Raw genomic sequence first — 23,497 nt, 5'->3', positions numbered from 1 at the left:
ACGTCAGGATTCCGTGGACGACAAGTCCCCACGTAGCACACAATGTTTGAAGCCACCGCCCTCAGTACACGCTGCCGCGAACGGAGCGAGCGGTGAGCGGACGTGGTTGGCCCGAAAAATCGCGCGCTAGCCCAGTTGGCTTGCCGCGGCCTCATCAAGCAGCCACACCGTGCGTTCGATGCCCTTGGCGCCGGCCGCGGGCACGTCAATGGGATCGGCCCCGCCGATAGCCGCGGCGACCGCCTCGGCCTTGGCTTCGCCGGAAACAACCAGCCAGACCTCGCGTGAGCGCTGAATTGCGGGCAATGTCAGGGTGATTCGCTCGGGTGGCGGCTTGGGGGAGTCGGGCACTGCCACAACCAATCGGTGCGTCTCCTTGACGGCATCGGTGTGTGGGAACAACGAATTGATATGCCCCTCACCGCCCATGCCCAGCAGGTGGACATCGAAGGTGGGGCAGTCCTGACCGGGTTCGGCGTTGGCCGCCAGCAGCTGCTCATAGGCGAGCGCCGCCGCGTCCAGGTCGGTGCCGTACTCACTTTCGCTATTGGGCATGGCATGCATGTTGCGCAGCGGAAAGTTCACATGCTCGAGCAAGGCCTCCCAGGCCTGCCAGGCATTGCGTTCCGGATCTGTCTTCGGGACGTATCGATCATCCCCCCAGAACACGTGGACATTGGCCCAGTCGAGGTCGCTGGCGACCTCACGCAGGTGCTTGAGCAGGCCGATGCCGGTGCCACCGCCGGTGAGTACGATCATCGCCTTACCGCGTTCGGTGAGGGCGCCGGTGATCGCCAATGCCAGCCGATCGCCCGCGGCGGCCACCAAAGCATCGGTGTCCGCGTACTTTTCGATGATCGTCTCACTCATACGTATTGCACCTTCGCGATTCCCTCGAGCGCCGTGCGGTAGATCTCGTCGGGGTCGAGGCGGCGCAAGTCCTCGGCCAGACAATCGCGTGTCTCCCTGCGCGGCAACGGAAGTGACGCCGTCGGGCGCCCGGTGCGGGCCAGCGTCGCAATGGCGCCGGTCTGCGGGCGGCTCAGCGTGACGATCTCGCTGTCCCGGTGCAACTCCACCTTCAGCTCGCCGACCACGCGGGTGACCGGGCCGTTGATGCGTGAGGCCAGCCATCCGGCGGTGACGTCCAGTGCCGGTTCGGTGGCCAGCCCCGATACCACCGCGGAATTGATGCCTTCGTACGGCGGCTGATCCAGCGCCGAAGCCAGCAGTGCCCGCCAGTAGGTGATGCGGCTCCACGACAGGTCGGTGTCGCCCGGGGTGTAGCCGGTGAGCCGGTTCTTGATCGCCGTCATCGGATCGGGTGCCGTTGTCGCATCTGTGATGCGGCGAATAGCCAGGCGGCCCACCGGATGTTCCGCCGGAATCGCGGGTGCCTGGTTGGGCCACCAGGCCACCACTGGGGTGTCGGGCAGCAGGAACGGAATCACCACGCTGTGCTCATGGGCGGCCAGCGGGCCGCGCAGGCGCAACACGACGACCTCGCCGGCCCCCGCGTCTCCTCCCACTCGGATCTGCGCACTCAGCCCGGTGGCCGGAGCAAGGGGGTTGCGTTCCAGCACGATCACACGGCACGGGTGCTCGTGGCTGGCGCCGTTGGCGGCTTCGATCACCTCTTCGACATTGTCGCCGGCATCGGTGATGACCACCAGGGTCAGCACGCGGGCCATGGTGACGGCTCCGCCGGTCTCCCGCAGCTCCACCAGCTTCTTGTTGACGTCGTTGGTGGTGGTATCGGGCAGATCGATGATCACGGCCGCCTCCATTCCCGGCCGCTGCGGGCCAGCATCTCCACGGCCGATTGCGGCCCCCAGGTACCTGACTCGTAGGTGTCCGGCTTGCCTTCCGAGGCCCAGAAGTCCAGGGCGGGATCAAGGATCCGCCAGGACAATTCGACCTCGGCGTTCACCGGGAACAGTGACGGTTCGCCCAACAGCACATCGAGGATCAACCGCTCGTAGGCCTCAGGTGATTCCTCGGTGAAGGCCTGTTCATACGAGAAGTCCATGTTCACGTCACGCACTTCCATGGCGCTGCCGGGGACCTTGGAGCCGAAGCGCAACGTGACCCCCTCGTCGGGCTGCACCCGGATCACCAGGGCGTTGGCGCCGAGCTCCTCGGTCATGGTGGAGTCGAAGGGCAGATGCGGAGCCCGCTTGAACACCAGGGCAATCTCGGTAACCCTGCGGCCCAGGCGTTTTCCGGTGCGCAAGTAGAACGGAACCCCGGCCCAGCGCCGGCTGTCCACTTCCAGCGTGATGGCCGCGTACGTCTCGGTGGTGGAGGTTCTGGAGAAACCGTCCTCCTCCAACAGCCCCGGCACCTGCTGGCTGCCTTGCCAACCGGGGCCGTATTGACCACGAGCGGTGGTCTCGGACAGCGGTTCTGCCAGCCTGGTCGCCGAGAGCACCTTGATCTTCTCGGCCTGCAGTTCGGCGGGGGAGAAGTTGATGGGCTCCTCCATCGCGGTGAAGGCCAGCAGCTGCAGCAGATGGTTCTGGATGACATCGCGTGCCGCGCCGATACCGTCGTAATACCCTGCGCGGCCGCCTAATCCGATGTCCTCGGCCATGGTGATCTGCACGTGGTCCACGAAATGCGCGTTCCAGATGGGGTCGAACAGCTGGTTCGCGAAACGCAGGGCCAGGATGTTCTGCACCGTCTCTTTTCCGAGGTAGTGGTCGATGCGGAAGACCGACTCTTCGGGGAACACCTCGTTGACCACCGCGTTGAGTTCGCGGGCGCTCGTGAGATCGTGGCCGAACGGCTTCTCGATCACCACGCGCCGCCACGCACCGTTCACCGGCTGCGCCAGACCGGACTTGGACAGCTGTTCGCAGACCGTCGGGAAGGCCTTCGGCGGAATCGACAGGTAGAACGCGTGATTACCGCCGGTGCCGCGCTCCTCGTCGAGCGTCTGCAGGGTCTTCTTGAGCTGTTCGAAGGCCGCGTCATCGTCGAAACTGCCCTGCACGAACCGGATTCCCTCGGCGAGGCGATCCCAGACATGCTGACGGAAGGGCGTCCGCGAATGTGCCTTGACGGCGTCGAGCACGATCTGCCCGAAGTCCTCGTTGGCCCAGTCCCGGCGGGCGAAGCCAACCAGTGCGAACGATGGCGGCAACAGCCCGCGATTGGCCAGGTCGTAGATGGCCGGCATCAGCTTCTTGCGCGCCAGGTCGCCGGTGACCCCGAAGATCACCAGCGAGCAGGGACCCGCGATACGGGGCAAGCGCTTATCGCGCTTGTCCCGCAACGGGTTTTTCGCGGACGCTGCGTTGGTAGGCAGAACCTCGGTCATGGATGAGCCTTTCGTGTGAAGACCGTCATCCACGCTCAGTCCTTGGTGGATACCGCGTCGAGTTGGGCTTGGGTGGCATCGATGAGCTCGTTCCAGGCGACCTCGAACTTATCGACACCCTCGTTTTCGAGCACCTCGAACACGTCGTCCAGGTCGATTCCGGCGCGCGTCAGCTCATGGAACACCGCGTGTGCGCCGTCGTAGGTGCCGTGAATGGTGTTGCCGGTGACGATGCCGTGGTCGGCAACCGCCTCCAGGGTCTTCTCCGGCATGGTGTTCACGGTGTGCGGCGCCACCAGATCCACGACATACAGCGTGTCGTCGTAGTCGGGGTTCTTCACGCCCGTTGACGCCCACAGCGGACGCTGCACCCGTGCGCCGGCATCCTTGAGCGCCGCGAACCGATGTCCGTGCTCGAAGACCTTCTCGTAGGCCTGGTAGGCCAGCCGGGCGTTGGCGACCCCGGCCCGGCCGCGCAAGGACAAGGCCTGACCGCTGCCGATGTCCTCCAGGCGCTTGTCGATCTCGGTGTCCACCCGGGACACGAAGAACGAGGCCACCGAGTGGATCTTGGACAGGTCGCGGCCCGCCTCCTTGGCGGCCTCCAGGCCGGTCAGGTACGCGTCCATCACTTCCTTGTGGCGATCCACCGAGAAGATCAGGGTGACATTCACCGAGATGCCCTCGGCGATCACCGCCGAGATCGCGGGCAGACCCGCCTTGGTGGCCGGAATCTTGATCAGCAGATTCGGGCGGTCCACGATCTTCCACAGCTCGATCGCCTGCAGGATCGTCTTGTCGGTGTCATGGGCGAGACGCGGGTCCACCTCGATGGAGACCCGGCCGTCGACACCTTCGGAGGCTTCGTACTGCGGGGCCAGCACATCGCACGCGGCGCGCACATCGTCGGTGGTTGCCGTCCGGATCGCCGAGTCGACATCGGCACCACGCTCGGCAAGCTCGGCGATCTGCGCGTCATAGGCGTGCCCCTTGGACAGGGCAGCCTGGAAGATCGCCGGGTTCGTGGTGACCCCGACGACGCTCCTGGTGGCGATCAGCTCGGCGAGATTGCCCGAGGTGAGTCGGTCCCGGGAGAGATCGTCGAGCCAGACGGCGACTCCGGCTTCGCTCAGTTCGGCGAGATTGGCGTTCTGATCAGTCATCGATCTATCCCTTCAGATTCGGGGTTATTGAGCTGCGGCGATTGACCTTTCGGCCGCCGCAGCCACTGCGTCTGGCGTGAAGCCGAATTCGCGGAACAACGTCTTGTCGTCGGCGGAAGCCCCGAAGTGCTCCAGGGAGACAATCTGTCCGGCGTCGCCGACGAACTTGTACCAGCCTTGCGCGATGCCGGCTTCCACGGACACCCGCGCACGCACAGACGGCGGCAGCACGCTGTCGCGGTATTCCTTTGGCTGGGACTCGAACCATTCCACACAGGGGAACGACACGACGGAAGCCGCAATTCCCTTGGCGGCAAGAATCTTTTTGGCCTCAACGGCAAGCTGCAGTTCCGAGCCCGTGCCGATGAGGATCACATCGGGTTGGCCCTCGGCGGCGTCCAGCACGTAGCCGCCCTTGGCCACACCGTCGCGGCTGGTGCCCTCCAGGATCGGTACACCCTGGCGTGTCAACGCCAAACCGACTGGGCCAGTGCTGGATCGACGTTCCAGGATGGTTGCCCAGGCGTAAGCCGTCTCGTTGGCGTCTCCGGGCCGGACCACTGACAGGTTGGGAATGGCGCGCAGAGCGGCCAGGTGTTCCACCGGCTGGTGGGTGGGGCCGTCCTCACCGAGACCGATCGAGTCATGCGTCCAGACATAGATCGGGTCGATGTTCATCAGCGCCGCCAGTCGCACCGCGGGACGCATGTAGTCGGCGAACTGCAAGAACGTTCCGCCGTACGCGCGGGTGGGGCCGTGCAGCACGATGCCGGACAGAATCGAACCCATCGCATGCTCGCGGATGCCGAAATGCAGTGTGCGGCCGTACGGTTGGGCGTTCCAGTCCGACGTCGCGATCGCCCGCGGGCCGAAGGAGTCGGCGCCCTTGATGGTGGTGTTGTTGCTACCGGCGAGGTCGGCCGAGCCGCCCCACAGTTCGGGCAGCTTGGGGCCGAGGGCCGAAAGGGTGTCGCCGGACGCGGCACGGGTGGCCACCCCCTTGGATCCGGGCTCCCAGGACGGCAGCTCGGCATCCCAGCCCTCGGGCAGCGCGCGCGCCTCAAGTCGGTCCAGCAGCGCCTTGCGCTCCGGTTCGCGGGCCGCCCAGGCGTCAAAGCCCTTGTCCCACTCAGTATGTGCCTCTCGGCCGCGCGTCACCAGTTCGCGGGTGTGGGCGATGACCTCGGGGGCCACGTCGAAAGATTTATCCGGATCAAAGCCCAGGATTTTCTTGGTGGCGGCCACCTCGTCGGCGCCCAGGGCCGAGCCGTGCACGCCACCGGTGTTCATCTTGGTGGGGGCGGGGTAACCGATGATGGTGCGCAGCGCAATGAACGACGGGCGGTCCGTGACGGCTTTAGCGGCCTCGATGGCTTCTTCAATTCCTGCGACGTTCTCCCCGCCGACCACGGTCTGCACATGCCAGCCGTACGCCTCGTAGCGGGCGGCGGTGTCCTCGGAGAGCGCGATCTTGGTGTCGTGCTCGATGGAGATCTTGTTGTCGTCCCAGATGACGATCAGATTGCCGAGCTGCTGGGTGCCCGCGAGCGAGGATGCCTCGGAGGTCACGCCCTCTTCGATATCGCCGTCGGAGGCGATGACGTAGATGAAGTGGTCGAACGGGCTGGTGCCGGGCGCCGCGTCGGGATCGAACAGGCCACGCTCGTATCGGGAGGCCATCGCCATGCCGACGGCAGATGCCAGGCCCTGGCCGAGCGGACCGGTGGTGATCTCGACACCCTTGGTGTGGTGGTACTCGGGGTGGCCGGGGGTCAGCGAGCCCCACGTGCGCAGTGCCTCGATATCGGAGAGCTCCAGGCCGAATCCGCCCAAGTACAGCTGCAGGTACAGGGTCAGGCTGCTGTGTCCGCAGGACAGCACGAATCGGTCGCGACCGATCCAGGTGGTGTCACTGGGATCATGGCGCAGCTGACGCTGAAAGAGCGTGTACGCCAAGGGTGCCAGGCTCATCGCGGTGCCGGGGTGGCCGTTGCCGACCTTCTGCACGGCATCGGCTGCCAGCACCCGTGCGGTGTCTACCGCACGCGAGTCCAGCTCTGTCCAGTCATCCGGGTGAGTGGCCCGGGTGAGGGTTGGGATATCGGTCGGGATCTCGTCGATCGCGGTCACGGGACCTATCGTAGTGCTGCCGATTTCACACCGCTGCCTCAAGGCCGGGTGACGCCGCACAGGCAATGTGCTAGTCCGGTGGTAGACAACCGGTGTTCACTTCGCAGGGCCGACCTTGGTTGTCGACGCCTGACCCTGGCGGTCTACCATCGTGTGTAGTAGAGCGCTCAGTGCCGCGGGTCGGCTGGCTCACCAGGAAAGCTACCCAGGAGGATCAGCGCGGTGCGGATGCGAGAGACGCAGGGCGCGCAAGGCCGTGGCCGGAACGCACCCCCCTTTCTCCGCACCATCCTGGCGTATGTCGCGCTGACGAAGCCGCGCGTCATCGAGTTGCTGCTGGTCACCACGATCCCCGCGATGCTGCTAGCCGACCGCGGTCACGTGAATCCGCTGCTCATCCTGAACACGCTGCTGGGTGGTGTGATGGCCGCGGCCAGTGCCAATACGCTCAACTGCGTCGCCGATGCCGATATCGACAAGGTGATGAAGCGCACCGCGCGGCGGCCGCTGGCCACGTCGACGGTGACCACGCGTAACGCCCTGATCTTCGGTGTGGTGCTGGGTGTTGGAGCCTTCGCCTGGCTGTGGTGGACCGCCAACCTGCTGTCCGGGCTGCTCGCGGTGGCCACGATCGCGTTCTACGTGTTCATCTACACGCTGGTGCTCAAGCGCCGCACCGCGCAGAACGTGGTGTGGGGTGGTGCCGCCGGATGTATGCCGGTGATGATCGGCTGGTCGGCGGTCACCGGCACGATCGCGTGGCCGGCGCTGGTGATGTTCGCGATCATCTTCTTCTGGACGCCGCCGCACACCTGGGCGCTGGCGATGCGGTACAAGGAGGACTATCGGGCCGCGGGTGTTCCGATGCTGCCGGTGATCGCCACCGAGGAGAAGGTCACCAAACTGATCCTCGTCTACACCTGGCTCACCGTGCTGGCCACCCTGGTGCTCGCGCTGGCCGCCGGTGTCATCTATGCCGTGGTCGCGTTCTTGGCCGGCGTCTGGTTCCTGACCATGGCACACCAGCTGTACTCGGGTGTGCGCAAGGGGCAACCGATCAGGCCGCTGCGCCTGTTCCTGCAGTCGAACAACTATCTGGCCGTCGTCTTCTGCGCACTCGCTGTCGACTCCGTGGTCGGCTGGCCCACCCTGTTCCAGCTCTGACCGCGAGCGCGGCGTTAGGCACGCCGCACACGGTTCCAGCTCTGACCGCGAGCGCGGCGTTAGGCACGCCCGCACACGGCGTGTCCGCGTGCGCAACGCCGCGCTCGGTGGATCAGGGGATGAGCACCACAGACCCGGTGGTCTTGCGTGCCTCCAGATCGATATGGGCCTGGGCGGCCTGGTCGAGTGCGTAGCTGGCGCCCACAGTGATCTTCAGCGTGCCGCGCGACACCAGGTCCAGTACGTCGTTGGCACGCCAGGCGAACTCTTCGGGGTTCCGGATGAAATGCCCCATGGTGGGACGGGTCAATACCGCCGATTTCGCGGTGAGGCGCTGCGGGTCGAAGGGCGGCACCTGCCCGCTGGCCGCCCCGTACAGGGCAATCAGGCCACGCACCCGGACCGCCGCCAGGCTTGCCTCGAAGGTGGACTTGCCGACTCCGTCGTAGGCGACCGCGACACCTTCGCCCGCGGTCAATTCCAGGATTTGTGCGGCGAATTCGGAGGGATCGTCAGGGTTCGGGTACGAGAGTACCTCCGCCGCGCCGGCCTCCCGGGACAGCTTCTCTTTCGCCTCGCTCGACACGGTGGTGATGACCCTGACTCCCCGATACGTTGCCCACTGGGTCAGCAGCAGACCCATGCCGCCGGCACCGGCGTGCACCAGCACGGTGTCACCGGCCGCAACGGGGTAGACCGAGGTCAACAGATAGTGCGCGGTGATTCCTTGTAGCAGGGAACTCGCCGCCACCTCGGCGGAGAGACCCTCGGGTACCTTGGCGGTGTAATCGGCAGGGGCCGTGGTCGATTCGGCGTATCCCCAGGCCGCGACCGGGCTGGCGACGCGATCGCCGGGAACCAGGCTGTGCACACCCTCGCCGACCGCACTCACCACGCCGCTCACCTCGGAACCCGGGATGTGGGGGAGCGGTGCGGCATAGCTGCCGTTGCGCAGATAGACGTCGCGGAAGTTGACTCCCACCGCGTCGACGTCGATGAGCACTTCGCCGGGACCCGGCGTGGGGTCGGTCTTTTCGACGAGAGTGAGGACGTCCGGTCCTCCGGTCACGGGTACCTCGATGGCGCGCATGGGTTCCAGTATTCAGCAGTCCCAGGCCAAGATGTGGCCGCCGAATCGAGTAGCCCGCTACTCGTGTCCCGCGTCATCTTTTTCGCGAGCGTTGAACCGTCACTGCCGCCCCGGCATTGGCAACTCTCGAGTTCATTCATGAGACCAGCGCGATAAGGAGAAGGGTAATGACCAGGCCACGAAAGCCAGCGGCTCCGAAAGGGATTCAGTCGCTGCGTGATTTTCGGGACTCACTGGAGTCCGCCAGCTTCACCGCGCATGCCGCCGTCGCGGCAGCGCGAGTCACCCACGAGGACGCCTTCGAAGACATGCGGGCACACCTCGTGCGACTGTACGACGGCGTCGACGCCGCACACAGTTTCGTCGATGAGACCGGGGCGGTCTTCGACTGCATTCCGGTCGAACAGCAGCCGGCGCTGCGCGGCTCGTCCGAGCGGGTGGCCAAGGCGCCCGATCTGCCGACCATCGGGGGCGGCACCGAGGCCGTCGACGAGGACGAAATCAGGACCGCGGCGGCGGCCAGCCCGGAGACAGGGGCGCAGCGTAAGGACTGGTACGGCAACGCGATGCAGGGCCCCGATGGGACCATTCCGATGCGCCGGATCACGCTGACCGATTTGGCGCGCTTTCCGTCGCTGAAGGCGTTCATGCGTAAGGGACCCGGTGGTGCTGGGCGGCCTCCGCGTGCGGTCGAGCCGCCCACCGTTCCCGCCACGCACCGCTGGGCGCATGCGTACCAGAACGTCACCAACGGCGGCGGGCACAGCTTTTTGAATCTGTGGCGGCCCGGCATAGGCGCGAATCAGGTGTTCTCGCTGTCTCAGCACTGGTATGTCGGCGGCAGCGGCGGCGGTCTGCAAACCGTCGAATGCGGGTGGCAGGTCTACCCGCAGCTGTACGGAGACGCCCAGCCGCATCTGTTCACCTATTGGACGGCTGATGATTACGGCTCGACCGGCTGCTACAACTTGAGCTGCCACGCCTTCGTGCAGACCTCATCGTCGTTCTCGCCGGGTATGGCCCTCGGTCCGATCAGTGTTCCCGGCGGCGCCCAGTACCAGATCGAACTGGCCTACTGGCATACCGGCGGTCGCTGGTGGCTCTATTTCAACGGCACCCAGGGCAGCAACGCCATCGGCTATTACCCCGACACGCTGTTCGGCAACGGGGCACTGAAGACGAGCGCCGCCGAAATCGACTACGGCGGTGAAACCGTGGGTACCACCAGTTTTCCGGCCATGGGCAGCGGCGCATTCGCCAATCAGGGTTGGCAGCATGCCGCGTACCAGCGGCAGATCGGCTACTGGCCGCCGCAGGGCGGCGCGATGATCAATGCCAACCTGACGCCGTCGCAGGGATGGCCGGCGTGGTACACCGCGCAAGTCAATCTGTACGCGGCGCCCTGGAGCGAGACGCTGTGGTTCGGGGGCCCGGGTGGCAGCTGATCCGGATCGGTTCGTCGGCGGGGCGTCGTGAGTAGGGTCCGAATGGTGCAGTACCACGAGATCTATCACGGAGTGCGTTTGGTCATCACGACGACCGAGCTCGTGGGTGGCGCCTGGTCCTGGGAGGTCCGGTTTGAGGCCGACCAGGGGCAGGCGCTCATCGCGGAGCAGCCCGCTGTCAGCTATCCGGCCGAGGAGCAGGCGCTGACCGCGGCCCGGTCCGCGGTTGCGGCGACCGTGGACCGTTCGCGCATCGCTCGTGGCAAGCCGTAGTCTTTACTCATGTCTGAGGATGCCAAACCCACGGTCCCGTCCACCGTGCACCGCGCACTGACGGCCTTCGTGAAGGCGCACCACATGCCTACCAAGGCAGTGTTGCAGCCCGTAGGAGAGGCTGGGGTGCGCATCACCCTCGTGGGTGCCGATGGGATTCTGGGCGATCAGGTAGTCGCCGACCTGGAGACCGCCCACGCGGCCGTCGCTGCTGTGGAAGGCATCGAGGTCGCCGAAGGCTGGGATCGCGAGCTGGTCAGCACCGCCAACCCTGCGCCGGGTCACGCCAAGAAGATGGCCGGGTGGGTCGCCCGGACGTAAGGCTGGGACGGCCGGATATCTTCCATCCGCGCATCGTTCTAGCCGGTTGTCCGCAGCTCGTCTCCGGTGACGGTGACGACGCCGAACTCGTTGCCGCACTGCGGGTTCGTGATCTGCATGCACGGTGGTTGTCCTGGGACGATCCTGAGGTCGCGCAGGCAGACCTGGTGATTCTGCGTGCCACCTGGGACTACCCCGAACGCCTCGAGGAATTCCTACGGTGGGCAGGATCGGTACGCAATGTGCTCAACCCGCTGCCGGTGGTGCGTTGGAACACCGACAAGCGCTATTTGAATGATCTTGCCTCAGCAGGTATTTCGACGGTGCCTAGCACGTTCTTCGCCCCCGGCGATCCGATCGTGCTGCCCGATGGCGAACTCGTCATCAAGCCGGCGGTGGCGGGCGGATCTCGCGGCGCCGGCCGCTTCACCTGCCCAGAAGCCGCGCGCAATCATGCGGAGGGCCTGCAGGACGAGGGGCGCACCGTACTGATTCAGCCCTACGACTCGCGGGTCGACTCGCATGGAGAGACGGCGCTGGTCTTCCTCAACGGCGAACCCTCGCATGCGTTCACCAAGGGCGCGCTGCTGGCGCCGGCCGGGTCCGCCGCGGCGGTGGACGAGTCGGGGCTCTTCCATTCCGAAACGCTGGCGCCGGTCAGGCCGTCGTCGGCACTGTGGAGATTTGGCGCTGCCGCATTGGCCGCGGCGGCAACAAAATCCGGTGTCGCGATGAACGAGCTGCTCTACGCACGTGTCGATGTGATCGGCGGGGTGCATGACAACGATCCGCGGCTGCTTGAGCTCGAGCTGGTCGAGCCTTCCCTGGGCTGGCGGCAGCTGGAGACCGAGGAACGCGATCTCGCTCAGCGCAAGTTCGTGATCGGTGTCGAGGATGCGTTAGAGCGCTTGGGTCTCGGCCCGCTGGGGCAACGCGGTCGCGGCTAGCTCGGGCGTGGTGAGGGCAGCCCAGAGCGCCGCGGTGGCGGCGGTGCAGGCCGCCGCGCCGGCGACGTGCACCGCGACAAGCACGGCCGGCACGCCGGTGTAGAACTGCACGACCCCGACGAGCGCCTGCGCCGCGGTGAGCGCGAGCAACACGGTGAAGCGGACCCAGATGCGTCGGGTCACCCCCACGGCGGCCAGCCCGAAGCCGAGCCCCAGCAGCAATGCGAGGTAGGCGATGAGCAGCGTGCCGTGCAGGTGCACCAAGGTGGTGATCTCGATCTGCAGCCGGGGCACCACCCGGGTGATGCTCTTATCGCCGGCATGTGGCCCGGCGCCGGTGACCAGCGTGCCTGCCACCAAGACCGCGGCCAGCGTGATGCCGATCAACGCGGTGAGCCGGCCCAGTGGTGCGGGCGGCGGCGGCACCGTGGGTAGATCGGAAACGACGTCGGGCTCACCGACTTTCACGTACAAGAGCGTCGCCAGCCACACCATGCCCATCGAGACGAGCAGATGGATCGCGACGGTCCACCAGAGCAGGCCGGTGCGCACGGTGATGCCGCCGATGACGGCCTGGAGCACCGTCGAGGCCGGCATCAGCCAGGCGTACACCAGCACCTCGCGGCGACGGCGTGCGCGGGTGACCGCGAGCACCGCCAGCGCCGCGGTGATGACGACGAGGAAGCTGATCATCCGGTTGCCGAATTCCACTGCCTGGTGAATGCGCGGAACCTCGGCAACGGCAACGGGAGTGAAGCTCCCGGGGAAGCATTGTGGCCAGGTGGGGCAGCCGAGCCCGGACGCGGTGACGCGGACGACAGCGCCGGTGACGGCAATGCCACCCTGTGTGAGCACCACTGCCGCGGCGATGAGCCGCTGCGTGCGCAAGCTCGGCATCGGCAGCAGATCGACTACCCGCAGAAACGCTCGATATAGCACGTGCAGAGTCTATGCCACCCCCAACTACGGCTCGTAGTAGTTGGGTAGGTGAGCTCCGTGTGCCTCGGTCAGGTGAACTTGAACCAGCGCAGCGCGCCGTAGCCGGCCAACGCACCCCACGCCGCGAGCACGGCGATCGCGAACCAGTCCACGGAAAGGGTCATCGCGGCCGCGAGCGCCTCCGAGAGCGCGCCCGAGGGGGAGAGCCGCGCCAACAGCACCACGGCGCGGGGAATCGCATCGGTGGTGCGGCCGTCTTCAAGGGTGAGCGCCCCGAGGCCGGCGAAGATGAACCAGAGCAGGTTGGCCAGCGCCAGCACGATCTCCGCGCGCAGTGTGCCACCCAGGAGCAGGCCCATCGCCACGAAGGTCGCGGTGCCGATCGCGATCACCACCGCGCCCAGCAGCAGCCCCACCGGGTGCGGGCGCCAGCCCAGCGCGCCGCCGATCGCACCGATGACGGCAGCCTGCAGCACCACCACGGTGACCACGGCCAGTGCCTTGCCCGCGATGATTCCCCACACCGGTAATGCGGTGGCGCCCAAGCGTTTCAGGGCCCCGTAACGGCGATCGAAACCGACCGCGATCGCCTGTCCCGTGAATGCGGTGGAGATGACCGCCAGCGCCATGATGGCGGGCACGAAGATGTCGGTGCGTGAACCAGGGAACTGGCCCAGTGGCAGCAGCGTCAAGCCGATCAGCAGGGTGATCGGAATGAACATGGTGAGCAACAGCTGCTCGCCATTGCGCAGCAGCAGCTTGAGTTCCAGCCAGAACTGCGCGAACAGCATGGTGTGCACGGCACTCGGCCGTGGGTCGGGGGAGAAGGTGCCCGGATCGAAGCGGGGTGTGGTGGTGTCGGTCATCGCAATTCCCTGCCGGTCAGGTCGAGGAACACGTCCTCGAGGCTGCGCTTCTCGACGCGCAAATCGGTGGTCAGCACGTCCATCCGCGCGCACCAGGCCGTGACGGTGGCCAGCACCTGCGGGTCGACGACGCCTTCCACCCGGTACTCGCCGGGGGTCACCTCCGCGACCTTGTAGCCCTCCGGCAGGGCAGAGGTGAGCAGGGTCAGGTCCAGGCGCGGGGGTGCGGAGAAGCGCAGTTGATTCTCGGCGCCGGACTGCATCAGCTCAGCGGGAGTGCCGGCGGCGACCACCGAACCGTGATCGATGATCATCAACTGGTCCGCGAGCTCCTCGGCCTCCTTCATGTGGTGGGTGGTCAGCACCACTGAGACGCCGTCGCGGCGCAGGCAGTCGATCAGCTCCCACACCACCAGCCGTGCGTGCGCGTCCATGCCTGCGGTGGGCTCGTCGAGAAAGACCAGTTCGGGCCGGCCCACCAGTGCGCAGGCCAGCGCGAGGCGCTGCTGCTGCCCGCCGGATAGCCGCCGGTAGGGGGTGCGGGCGGCATCCGTCAGTCCGAGCGTGTCCAGAAGCCACTGTGGGTCAAGGGGATTGGCGGAGTAGGAGGCGACCAATCCCAGCATCTCGCTGGCCCGGGCGGTGGGGTAGGCGCCGCCGCCCTGCAACATGACGCCGATGCGTGCGCGCACCGCGGAGTTCTTGGCTACCGGATCCATTCCGAGCACTTCGACGGTGCCCTCGTCGGGGTGCAGGAAGCCTTCACATAGTTCGACGGTGGTGGTTTTTCCGGCGCCGTTGGGACCGAGTAACGCAAAGACCTGCGCCTCCTGGACCTCAAGGTCCAGGCTGTCCAACGCGGTGATCGGTGCTGCGTTCGTCCCGTATCGCTTGGTCACCGACCGCATCCGCACTGGTGGTGCTGTCCTGGTCGATGCTTGCGTCACGGTCAGTCAGCGTAAGCGGCGCCTCTTGGTCACCGTTAGGCAGCCGACGCCATGGCAGATAGTCGTGCGTGATAGCGATGAGCAGAAGCGCGATGATCGCGCTTGCCACGGTGGCGTCGATGATCTGGAACAAGGCGAACCTGTCGCCGTTGGCGGTGGGCCCGAAAATGCCCACGAGCAGCGTGATTCCGATCGCGGTGCCGCGGAAGGCGGGGCGCGTGGCCCAGGCGGCCAGCGGGATGATGGCCCACAACAGGTACCAGGGCTGTACCACCGGGAAGAGCAGCACGGTGATGCCGAGGGCCACACCCAGCCCGCCGACGGGATGCAGGCGTCCGCGCAACACGGCGAACAGCAGCCAGGACACCGCGATGGCGATGATGCCGATACCGATGCCGCGGGTGAGCGACAAAATCGCGGTGGTGTGATCGCCGAGACCGAGCAGGATGCCGACCTGCCCGGTGCCCAGCGCCACGAGGGTGGGCGGCGACATCCAGCTGCGCACCGCGTTGGCGGTGCCGAGCGTGTAAATCCAGCCGAATCCGAGCCCGCTGGCCCAGCCGATGAGCACGGTGACGGCACCGGTGACGGCTCCGAGCAGCGCCCCGGCCTGCAATAGCCCCCGGAACCCGCCACCCCACCTGCGGGCCAGTGCCATGCCGACGAACCCGAGTGCCAACAGAGATGGCAGCTTGACCTGGGATGACGCCGTGATCAGCACGGTTCCGGCCAGCAGATTGCCCAAGGGGGCCCAACTGGCCCACTGGGTGCGTGAACGCGGCCAATGCCTGACCCCGGCGAGTGATCGCGTCGAATCGACGCCCCGCATGGCCAGTTCGGTACCGGCCAGCATCAGGCCCAGCATGAGCGCCTCGTTGTGGATTCCGGCGATCAGGTGCATCAGCAGCAGCGGGTTGGCGGCGCCGAGCCACAGTGCGCTGACCTCCGCGACGCCGCAGCGCTGCGCCAGGCGTGGGGTGGCCCAGATGATCAGCAGCACCCCGAGGAGTTCGACCAGTCGATGGCAGAGCGCACCGGCGACGATGTCGTCGCCGGTGAGCCGGGAGATGCCCTTGCCGATCCACAGGAACAACGGGCCGTAGGGCGCGGGTGTTTCTCGCCACAGGCTGGGTACCGAGAGTGTGAACACGTGATCCAGGCCGAGGGCGACCGCCGGGCCCTCGGTGTACGGGTCCTTGCCGAGCCGGGCGATCTGGCTTTGTGCCAGATAGGAGTACACGTCCTTGGAGTACATCGGCGGCGCGACGAGTAGCGGCAGGATCCACAGCAGCAGGGTCCGGTCGAGCTGTCCCCGTGACATCCTGCGCACCGGTCCGCGCTGGCCGTTGGCGTTCTTGTTGCGCAGGCTGCCGATGGCGAAGCGGCCCAACATGAGCCAGGCCAGCGTCATCATCACGGCGCCGGTGGTCGTCATCGTCAGGGACACTGTCTGGATGCGCGACGGCAGGTTCAGCAGCCGCACTCCGAAGATCGGATCCTGGATGACGGGCCGCGCCCCAGCCCCGAGCGCACCGATCGCCATCAGCGCGGTTCCGGTGGCGCCGAACAGCCGCGTGCGGTTCATGGCGGTGAGCTCGCGCTCATTGAGCGGAGCCGACGAACGCTCGTCGTCATGCAGATGCGAGAGCGACGAGCTCAGCCATTGCCCACGTACCGACACGCCAGCAGCGTATCGGCCCGGTGCGCTCGTGCCGCGGAACCAGTCGGGCAGGGCCTGTCCGGCAGGCCGGGTGCCGGTCAACATAGGTAACCCTTGCTAGACGTGGCATTCCGAATTGCGTCACACTGGTGTTGTGAAATTCGGTTCGGGTGTTTCAGCAGGGGCTGCCGCCACGGCAGCGCCGGCGCTGAACGCTGCCCCGGCCGTATCCACCGAGGGGCAGACCCGGGCTGCGGTGGTTCGCCTGCTTCTCGAATCGGGGCCTGTCACTGCAGGTGAGATCGGCGAGCGGCTCGGCCTGTCGGCCGCGGGCGTGCGCCGGCACCTGGACGCGCTCATCGATGCCGGTGATGCAGTCTCGAATCCCGCCGCCTCCTGGCAGCACAACGGTCGGGGCCGCCCGGCCAAGCGATTTCAGCTCACGGCCGATGGCCGCGCCAAGTTGAACCATGCCTATGACGACCTGGCCTCGGCGGCCATGCGTCAGCTGCGTGAAATCGGCGGCGACGAGGCGGTGCGCACCTTCGCGCGGCGCCGGATCGACGCGATCCTGGGCGATCTCACGATCGGAGCCCCCCAGGACGATCTGCCCGCGGCCGTCGGCCAGGTGGCCGATGCGCTGACCCGCGCGGGGTATGCCGCCTCCACTCAGAAGGTGGGTGGCTCCGGTGGATTTCTGCAGGGCGTGCAGATCTGCCAACATCATTGCCCGGTGTCGCATGTCGCGGCGGAGTTCCCCGAATTGTGCGAGGCGGAACAGCAGGCCTTCGCCGCGGTGTTGGGAACACATGTACAGCGTTTGGCGACCATCGCCAACGGCGACTGTGCCTGTACCACCCACGTGCCGCTGCACAGCAGCCCCGAACACAGCAGCCCTGTCCCGGTGCCCAGCCCGCACCGGATGTCGAACGAGTAGAAGGAGTCACGATGACCCTCGAACGTGAGGTCTTGACCCAGGACGAAACCATTGCGTCGCTGGGCACGTACGGCTATGGCTGGTCGGACTCCGATGTCGCGGGGGCCAGTGCGCAGCGTGGGCTCTCCGAGGCCGTGGTCCGTGATATCTCGGGAAAGAAGAACGAGCCCGAATGGATGCTGGACGTTCGCCTCAAGGCATTGCGCACCTTCGACAAGAAGCCCATGCCCAACTGGGGTTCCAACCTCGATGGCATCGACTTCGACAACATCAAATATTTCGTGCGCTCCAGTGAGAAGCAGGCCGCGTCCTGGGACGAGCTGCCCGAGGACATCAAGAACACTTACGACCGGCTCGGCATCCCCGAGGCGGAGAAGCAGCGGCTGGTGGCCGGTGTCGCGGCGCAGTACGAATCGGAAGTCGTTTACCACTCGATCCGTGAGGATCTCGAATCCCAGGGCGTCATCTTCCTGGACACCGACTCGGGCCTGCGCGAGCATCCGGAGATCTTCAAGGAGTACTTCGGCAGCGTGATCCCCGCCGGTGACAACAAGTTCTCGGCGCTCAACACCGCGGTGTGGTCGGGAGGCTCGTTCATCTACGTGCCGCCGGGTGTGCACGTGGACATCCCGCTGCAGGCCTACTTCCGGATCAACACCGAGAACATGGGTCAGTTCGAGCGGACGCTCATCATCGCCGACGAAGGCTCCTATGTGCACTACGTCGAGGGATGTACTGCCCCGATCTACAAGTCGGATTCGCTGCACTCGGCCGTGGTGGAGATCATCGTGAAGCCGAATGCGCGCGTGCGGTACACGACCATTCAGAACTGGTCCAACAACGTCTACAACCTGGTGACCAAGCGTGCCCGCGCCGAGGCCGGCGCCACCATGGAGTGGATCGACGGCAACATCGGGTCCAAGGTCACCATGAAGTACCCGGCGGTCTGGATGACCGGTGAGCACGCCAAGGGTGAGGTGCTTTCGGTGGCGTTCGCCGGCGAGGGTCAGCACCAGGACACCGGCGCCAAGATGCTGCATCTGGCCCCGAAGACGTCTTCGACCATCGTCTCCAAGTCGGTGGCCCGCGGCGGCGGCCGCGCTTCCTACCGTGGCCTGGTGCAGGTCAACAAGGGTGCGCACGGATCGCATTCATCGGTGAAATGTGATGCGCTGCTTGTCGACACGATCAGCCGCAGTGACACCTACCCGTATGTGGATATCCGCGAGGACGACGTCACGATGGGCCACGAGGCCACGGTCTCGAAGGTCAGCGAGGATCAGTTGTTCTACCTGATGAGCCGCGGCCTCACCGAGGACGAGGCGATGGCCATGGTGGTGCGTGGGTTCGTCGAGCCCATCGCCAAGGAACTGCCGATGGAGTACGCGCTCGAGCTCAACCGCCTCATCGAGCTGCAAATGGAAGGTGCGGTGGGATGAGCCAGTTGACTGAAGCGGTCGAGGGAACCAATAAGGGCGAGCTGTTCAGCTCCTACGACGTCGAGGCATTCGAGGTGCCCGGCGGCCGCGACGAGCTGTGGCGGTTCACCCCGTTGCGCCGCCTGCGTGGCCTGCATGACGGGACGGCCGTCGCGACAGCACCGGCCGCCGTATCCGTGAACGCCAGCGACAGCGTGACCGTCGAAACTGTCGAGCGTTCCGATGAACGACTCGGTCAGGGTGGCGTGCCGTCGGATCGGGTAGCGGCGCAGGCGTATTCGTCATTCCTAAAGGCGACCGTGATTTCGGTCGGCAAACAGCAAGCAGTCGCCGATCCGATCGAGATCGCCCTCACCGGCCCCGGCGAAGGGCAGGTCGCTTACGGCCACACCCAGGTCCGCGCCGGTGAACTGTCCGAGTCGGTGGTGGTGATCGACTATCGCGGCAGCGGAACCTATGCCGAGAACGTCGAATTCGTAGTGGACGCCGCGGCCCGGCTGACCGTGGTGTCGATTGCCGACTGGGCTGATGACGCGGTCCACGTGACCACCCATCACGCCAAGCTGGGCAAGGATGCGGTGTTGCGACACATCGCCGTCACCCTCGGCGGTGACCTGGTGCGTCTGACCGGCACCGTCCGTTTCGGTGCGCCGGGCGGCGACGCCGAGCTGCTGGGTCTCTACTACGCCGACGAGGGACAGTTCTTCGAGCACCGCCTGCTGGTCGATCACGCCCAGCCGAACTGCAAGTCGAATGTTGTGTACAAGGGTGCGCTGCAGGGCAATCCGTCTTCGGATAAGCCCGACGCGCACACCGTGTGGATCGGCGACGTGCTCATCCGCGCCGAGGCGACCGGAACCGACACCTTCGAGCTGAACCGCAACCTGATCCTCACCGATGGGGCCCGCGCGGATTCGGTTCCGAACCTGGAGATCGAGACCGGGGAGATCGCCGGGGCCGGACATGCCAGCGCCACCGGCAGATTCGATGACGAGCAACTGTTCTACCTGCGCTCGCGGGGTATTCCGGAGGAGGACGCACGCCGTCTGGTCGTGCGCGGCTTCTTCCAGGACATCATTGGCCGGATCGGTGTCGAGTCGGTACGTGACCGCCTCACCGAGGCCGTCGAACAAGAACTGCAAGCGAACGCGAACTAAGTCGAACTCGTAGATAGAAAGCAACTCATGACCACGCTAGAAATCAAGGATCTGCACGTCAGCATTTCGCCCAAGGAGGGTGAGTCGATCGAGATCCTCAAGGGTGTCAACCTCACCGTGAACTCGGGCGAAACCCACGCCGTGATGGGGCCCAACGGTTCCGGTAAGTCCACGCTGTCCTACGCGATCGCCGGACATCCCAAGTACGAGGTGACCTCCGGGTCGGTCACGCTCGACGGCCAGGACGTCCTGGAGCTGTCTGTGGATGAACGCGCGCGCGCTGGACTGTTCTTGGCGATGCAGTACCCCGTCGAGGTGCCCGGCGTCTCGATGTCGAATTTCCTGCGGACCGCCGCCACCGCCGTGCGCGGCGAGGCCCCGAAGCTGCGCCACTGGGTCAAAGAAGTCAAGGAAGCCATGGGGGAGTTGGAGATTGAGTCCACTTTCGCCGAGCGCAGTGTGAACGAGGGCTTCTCCGGCGGCGAGAAGAAGCGTCACGAAATCCTGCAGCTGGGACTGCTCAAGCCGAAGATCGCGGTGCTGGACGAGACCGATTCCGGCCTGGACGTCGACGCGCTGCGCATCGTCTCCGAGGGTGTGAACCGCTATGCCGAGCGTGAGCACGGCGGCATCCTGCTCATCACGCACTACACCCGGATTCTGCGGTACATCCAGCCCCAGTTCGTGCACGTCTTCGTTGGCGGCCGCATCGTGGAGTCGGGCGGCCCCGAGCTGGCCGATGAGCTGGAAGAAAACGGCTACGTGCGCTTCACCCAGGCGACCGCGGGAGCCTGAGATGACAGCGACGGCGGACTCGTTGACCGGGTTCGACCTCGACGGCATCAGGGCGGATTTCCCGATCCTGAGCCGGACCGTGCGCGGTGGTAAGCCGTTGGCGTATCTGGATTCTGGGGCCACCTCGCAGCGCCCCTCGCAGGTTCTGGATGCCGAACGGCGCTTCCTCACCGAGCACAACGCCGCCGTGCACCGCGGCGCGCATCAACTGGCCGAGGAAGCCACCGACGCCTACGAGGGTGCGCGCACCGCGATCGCCCGATTCGTGGGGGTGGACGACGGCGAGGTCGTCTTCACCAAGAACGCCACCGAATCGCTGAACCTGGTGGCCTACACGCTCGGTGACGATCGGTTCGATCGTGCGGTGGGGCCCGGCGATGAGATCGTCATCACCGAGCTGGAACACCACGCGAATCTGGTTCCGTGGCAAGAGCTGTGCCGTCGCACGGGTGCCACCCTGCGTTGGTACGGCGTCACCGAAGACGGCCGCATTGATCTGGACTCGCTCGATCTCACCGAGGCCGTGAAGGTGGTGGCCTTCACCCACCAATCCAATGTGACGGGTGCGGTGGCTCCCGTCGTGGAGCTGGTACGTCGCGCCAGATCCGTTGGTGCCCTTGTCGTCTTGGATGCCTGCCAGTCCGTCCCGCACATGCCGGTGAACTTCCGGGAGCTGGACGTGGATTACGCGGCGTTCTCTGGGCACAAGATGCTCGGTCCCTCGGGTGTCGGCGTGCTGTACGGCCGGCGCGAGCTGCTGGAGGCCATGCCCCCGTTCATCACCGGTGGCTCCATGATCGAGACGGTCACCATGGAGGTAAGTACCTACGCACCGCCTCCGCAGCGATTCGAGGCCGGCGTCCCGATGACCTCGCAGGTGGTGGGTCTGGGCGCTGCCGTCGATTACCTCAACGCGGTGGGTATGGAGACGGTTGCCGCACATGAGCATCAGCTGGTCTCGGCGGCCCTCGCCGGGCTCGCGGACATCGCGGGCGTGCGCATCATCGGACCCGCCGAGAACGTCGATCGGGGCGGGGCGGTGTCCTTCGTGGTCGACGGTATCCACGCGCACGACCTGGGCCAGGTGCTCGACGACGAGGGTGTTGCGGTGCGGGTGGGGCATCACTGCGCATGGCCGTTGCATCGCCGATTCGGTATCGCCGCCAGTGCCCGTGCGTCCTTTGCCGTCTACAACACTCTGGACGAGGTTGACCGGCTGGTCGCCGGAGTCCGTCGCGCACAGGAGTTCTTCGCGTAATGCGCCTGGAGCAGATGTACCAGGAAGTCATCCTGGATCACTACAAGCATCCGCATCATCGCGGGCTGCGCGAACCCTTCGCGGCCGAGGTGCATCACGTGAACCCCACCTGTGGTGATGAGGTCACACTGCGAGTCACCTTGGACGACAACACAATCGCCGACGTGTCCTATGACGGGCAGGGCTGCTCCATCAGCCAGGCCGCGACCTCGGTGCTGACCGATCAGGTGATCGGGTTGACGGTGGACGAGGCGCTCAAGACGGTGGCCTCCTTCAACGAGATGATCTCGTCACGCGGCACCATCGATGGCGACGAGGACATCATCGGCGACGGTATTGCTTTCGCTGGGGTTTCGCGCTATCCGGCCCGCGTCAAGTGCGCGCTCCTAGGATGGATGGCGTTCAAGGACGCGTTGGTACAGGCAACCGAACATCACGAGGTGAACCGATGACCGAGGTATCAGAAGAAGTAAAGCTCCTCGAGGACGTGGAGGAGGCGATGCGTGACGTCGTCGACCCCGAGCTCGGTATCAACGTCGTCGACCTGGGCCTGGTGTATGGGCTGAACGTCGAGGAGAGCGAGACCGGGAAGGTCGCGGTCATCGACATGACATTGACCTCGGCGGCGTGTCCGCTCACCGATGTCATCGAGGATCAGTCGCGCAACGCGCTGGTCGGCGCGGGACTGGTCAAGGAGATCAAGATCAACTGGGTCTGGGTGCCGCCGTGGGGCCCGGACAAGATCACCGACGATGGTCGGGAGCAGCTCCGGGCCCTCGGCTTCACCGTCTAGCGCTGGTGGTGGCCCTCGTGGCCGCCGCCCTCACATGCGCCGTCCTTGGCGGCCCGCAGGGTGATGCTGGCGGCCTGCAGATTCCCTGACGCGTCGTTGGCCCCGTGCGCGGCGACGCACTTGCCCGCGACTATGGCGTTGTGATCCGCCGGTGTCCGCTTGGCGTAGGTGGTGTCGTTGGTGACGGTCACGGTTGTCGGGCCTGCCGCTCCGCCGTTGGAGTCGGCGCCGGTCACCGTGATGGTGTTCCCGCTGACCGAGGCGACGGTGCCACGCACGGCCTGATGCTCGGGGCGTTTGCCGGACGTCGGAGCCGGGGAGGACGACTCCTGCTGCTCCTTGGCATGTTCAGCGGTGCAGTTGCCGTCCGCGGCCGGCCAGATCATCACGCGCCGTGCCGTCGCGGGGCTGGTGTCCTGTTGAGTCATGGCCGCGATACAGCTGCCCGCGGTGACGTCCGACAGTTGCGCGGCGGAGATCTCGGAAACCTTCGTCGACTGGCTGAAGTCGACGGTCGCGCTGCCGTCCTTCTTGGTGACCTGGATGGTGTTACCCGATACGGACGCGATGAGCCCGGCGACGTGGTCTTTTCCGTTGTGTTCGCCATGTGCGGATGAGGAGGTGGGCGCCGACGATGTGGTGGAGGCACCGGTGGTGCTGCTGGGTGCACCGCACGCGGCGATCGAGAATGCCGTCAGTCCGGCGAGTGTGAACAACGCTCCGCGAACGGATCGTGGCTGGGCAAACGTCTGGGTTGGGGACATCGATGTTCTCCATGGTCGGCGAATAGGACACCTCAGCGTGCTTGCGCAGGCTGAGGTTGTGCTCCGGGCTGTGTGAGAAGTTGCTGT

23 protein-coding genes are annotated in these 23,497 nt (G+C 66.0%); 12 read left to right on the top strand and 11 right to left on the bottom strand.

All coding sequences use genetic code 11. From position 1 onward, the window contains the following. Positions 1-126: 126 nt before the first annotated feature. The 5 genes from pgl to tkt are packed head-to-tail and all read right to left on the bottom strand — an operon-like array spanning position 127 to position 6,624. Entirely contained in the window at positions 127-870 is a 744-nt protein-coding gene (gene pgl / locus ABG82_RS14795; RefSeq protein WP_043075592.1) for a 6-phosphogluconolactonase, read from the bottom strand. After that, entirely contained in the window at positions 867-1,775 is a 909-nt protein-coding gene (opcA, locus tag ABG82_RS14790; RefSeq protein ID WP_043075798.1) for a glucose-6-phosphate dehydrogenase assembly protein OpcA, read from the bottom strand. The genes pgl and opcA overlap by 4 nt, the downstream gene beginning before the upstream one ends. Next, on the bottom strand, positions 1,772-3,322 hold the full coding sequence (zwf, locus tag ABG82_RS14785) for a glucose-6-phosphate dehydrogenase (protein WP_043075799.1): 1,551 nt from the start codon (positions 3,320-3,322) through the stop codon (positions 1,772-1,774). Before zwf ends, opcA begins: the two co-directional genes overlap by 4 nt. A gap of 35 nt (positions 3,323-3,357) precedes the next feature. Further along, on the bottom strand, positions 3,358-4,485 hold the full coding sequence (tal, locus tag ABG82_RS14780; RefSeq protein ID WP_043075593.1) for a transaldolase: 1,128 nt from the start codon (positions 4,483-4,485) through the stop codon (positions 3,358-3,360). Positions 4,486-4,509: 24 nt separating this feature from the next. Next, entirely contained in the window at positions 4,510-6,624 is a 2,115-nt protein-coding gene (gene tkt / locus ABG82_RS14775; RefSeq protein ID WP_174544366.1) for a transketolase, read from the bottom strand. 219 nt (positions 6,625-6,843) lie between these two features. Here tkt and ABG82_RS14770 point away from each other — a divergent pair, with 219 nt between their 5' ends. Continuing rightward, on the top strand, positions 6,844-7,779 hold the full coding sequence (locus ABG82_RS14770) for a heme o synthase (protein ID WP_043075595.1): 936 nt from the start codon (positions 6,844-6,846) through the stop codon (positions 7,777-7,779). Between the two features lie 112 nt (positions 7,780-7,891). On the opposite strand, the gene ABG82_RS14765 is transcribed toward ABG82_RS14770, so the two are convergent. Further along, complete coding sequence (locus ABG82_RS14765) at positions 7,892-8,869, bottom strand: quinone oxidoreductase family protein (protein WP_043075596.1); 978 nt, start codon at positions 8,867-8,869, stop codon at positions 7,892-7,894. A 167-nt stretch (positions 8,870-9,036) separates the two neighbouring features. On the opposite strand from ABG82_RS14765, the gene ABG82_RS14760 reads away from it, so the two are divergent. Genes ABG82_RS14760 through ABG82_RS14745 form a run of 4 tightly spaced genes read left to right on the top strand, consistent with a single transcriptional unit; the run spans position 9,037 to position 11,855 of the window. Further along, positions 9,037-10,314 carry a neprosin family prolyl endopeptidase gene (locus ABG82_RS14760; protein ID WP_052510888.1) on the top strand — a complete coding sequence of 426 codons (1,278 nt, stop codon included), beginning with the start codon at positions 9,037-9,039 and terminating at the stop codon, positions 10,312-10,314. 27 nt (positions 10,315-10,341) lie between these two features. Further along, on the top strand, positions 10,342-10,587 hold the full coding sequence (locus ABG82_RS14755; RefSeq protein ID WP_131676206.1) for a hypothetical protein: 246 nt from the start codon (positions 10,342-10,344) through the stop codon (positions 10,585-10,587). 9 nt (positions 10,588-10,596) lie between these two features. After that, entirely contained in the window at positions 10,597-10,908 is a 312-nt protein-coding gene (locus ABG82_RS14750; protein WP_043075598.1) for a hypothetical protein, read from the top strand. After that, on the top strand, positions 10,890-11,855 hold the full coding sequence (locus tag ABG82_RS14745) for an ATP-grasp domain-containing protein (RefSeq protein ID WP_043075599.1): 966 nt from the start codon (positions 10,890-10,892) through the stop codon (positions 11,853-11,855). The genes ABG82_RS14750 and ABG82_RS14745 overlap by 19 nt, the downstream gene beginning before the upstream one ends. On the opposite strand, the gene ABG82_RS14740 is transcribed toward ABG82_RS14745, so the two are convergent. The 4 genes from ABG82_RS14740 to mptB form a co-directional block, all read right to left on the bottom strand. Next, on the bottom strand, positions 11,808-12,794 hold the full coding sequence (locus ABG82_RS14740; protein ID WP_043075600.1) for a COX15/CtaA family protein: 987 nt from the start codon (positions 12,792-12,794) through the stop codon (positions 11,808-11,810). The genes ABG82_RS14745 and ABG82_RS14740 overlap by 48 nt on opposite strands. A 68-nt stretch (positions 12,795-12,862) precedes the next feature. Beyond that, on the bottom strand, positions 12,863-13,660 hold the full coding sequence (locus tag ABG82_RS14735; protein WP_043075601.1) for an ABC transporter permease: 798 nt from the start codon (positions 13,658-13,660) through the stop codon (positions 12,863-12,865). Further along, positions 13,657-14,517: an ABC transporter ATP-binding protein gene (locus ABG82_RS14730; RefSeq protein WP_078343325.1), complete on the bottom strand. Its 861-nt coding sequence runs from the start codon at positions 14,515-14,517 to the stop codon at positions 13,657-13,659. The genes ABG82_RS14735 and ABG82_RS14730 overlap by 4 nt, the downstream gene beginning before the upstream one ends. Beyond that, a complete protein-coding gene (gene mptB, locus ABG82_RS14725; protein WP_043075801.1) occupies positions 14,498-16,288 on the bottom strand; it encodes a polyprenol phosphomannose-dependent alpha 1,6 mannosyltransferase MptB in 1,791 nt (596 codons plus the stop codon). The genes ABG82_RS14730 and mptB overlap by 20 nt, the downstream gene beginning before the upstream one ends. A 133-nt stretch (positions 16,289-16,421) precedes the next feature. Here mptB and ABG82_RS14720 point away from each other — a divergent pair, with 133 nt between their 5' ends. Genes ABG82_RS14720 through ABG82_RS14690 form a run of 7 tightly spaced genes read left to right on the top strand, consistent with a single transcriptional unit; the run spans position 16,422 to position 22,646 of the window. Beyond that, positions 16,422-17,204 carry a helix-turn-helix transcriptional regulator gene (locus ABG82_RS14720; protein ID WP_043075603.1) on the top strand — a complete coding sequence of 261 codons (783 nt, stop codon included), beginning with the start codon at positions 16,422-16,424 and terminating at the stop codon, positions 17,202-17,204. An 11-nt stretch (positions 17,205-17,215) separates the two neighbouring features. Beyond that, a complete protein-coding gene (gene sufB / locus ABG82_RS14715) occupies positions 17,216-18,643 on the top strand; it encodes a Fe-S cluster assembly protein SufB (protein ID WP_043075604.1) in 1,428 nt (475 codons plus the stop codon). Further along, positions 18,640-19,800 (top strand): Fe-S cluster assembly protein SufD, encoded by a 1,161-nt coding sequence (gene sufD, locus ABG82_RS14710; RefSeq protein WP_043075605.1) that lies wholly within the window; start codon positions 18,640-18,642, stop codon positions 19,798-19,800. The genes sufB and sufD overlap by 4 nt, the downstream gene beginning before the upstream one ends. A gap of 27 nt (positions 19,801-19,827) precedes the next feature. Then, the gene (gene sufC / locus ABG82_RS14705; RefSeq protein WP_043075606.1) at positions 19,828-20,595 is read left to right on the top strand and encodes a Fe-S cluster assembly ATPase SufC; all 768 of its coding nucleotides are present in this window, start codon (positions 19,828-19,830) and stop codon (positions 20,593-20,595) included. Between the two features lies 1 nt (position 20,596). Next, complete coding sequence (locus tag ABG82_RS14700; protein ID WP_043075607.1) at positions 20,597-21,853, top strand: cysteine desulfurase; 1,257 nt, start codon at positions 20,597-20,599, stop codon at positions 21,851-21,853. Beyond that, positions 21,853-22,305, top strand: coding sequence for a Fe-S cluster assembly sulfur transfer protein SufU (sufU, locus tag ABG82_RS14695; protein ID WP_043075608.1), 453 nt, complete (start codon positions 21,853-21,855; stop codon positions 22,303-22,305). The genes ABG82_RS14700 and sufU overlap by 1 nt, the downstream gene beginning before the upstream one ends. Continuing rightward, positions 22,302-22,646, top strand: coding sequence for a metal-sulfur cluster assembly factor (locus tag ABG82_RS14690; RefSeq protein WP_043075609.1), 345 nt, complete (start codon positions 22,302-22,304; stop codon positions 22,644-22,646). The genes sufU and ABG82_RS14690 overlap by 4 nt, the downstream gene beginning before the upstream one ends. Here the strand turns inward: ABG82_RS14690 and ABG82_RS14685 are convergent. Next, positions 22,643-23,410: a DUF5666 domain-containing protein gene (locus tag ABG82_RS14685; RefSeq protein WP_043075610.1), complete on the bottom strand. Its 768-nt coding sequence runs from the start codon at positions 23,408-23,410 to the stop codon at positions 22,643-22,645. The two genes, ABG82_RS14690 and ABG82_RS14685, sit on opposite strands and share 4 nt — an antisense overlap. Between the last annotated feature and the right edge of the window lie 87 nt (positions 23,411-23,497).

This window comes from Mycobacteroides immunogenum (assembly GCF_001605725.1).
In the GTDB taxonomy this organism is placed as follows: domain Bacteria; phylum Actinomycetota; class Actinomycetes; order Mycobacteriales; family Mycobacteriaceae; genus Mycobacterium; species Mycobacterium immunogenum.
This window is presented reverse-complemented; position numbering and strand designations above follow the sequence as displayed.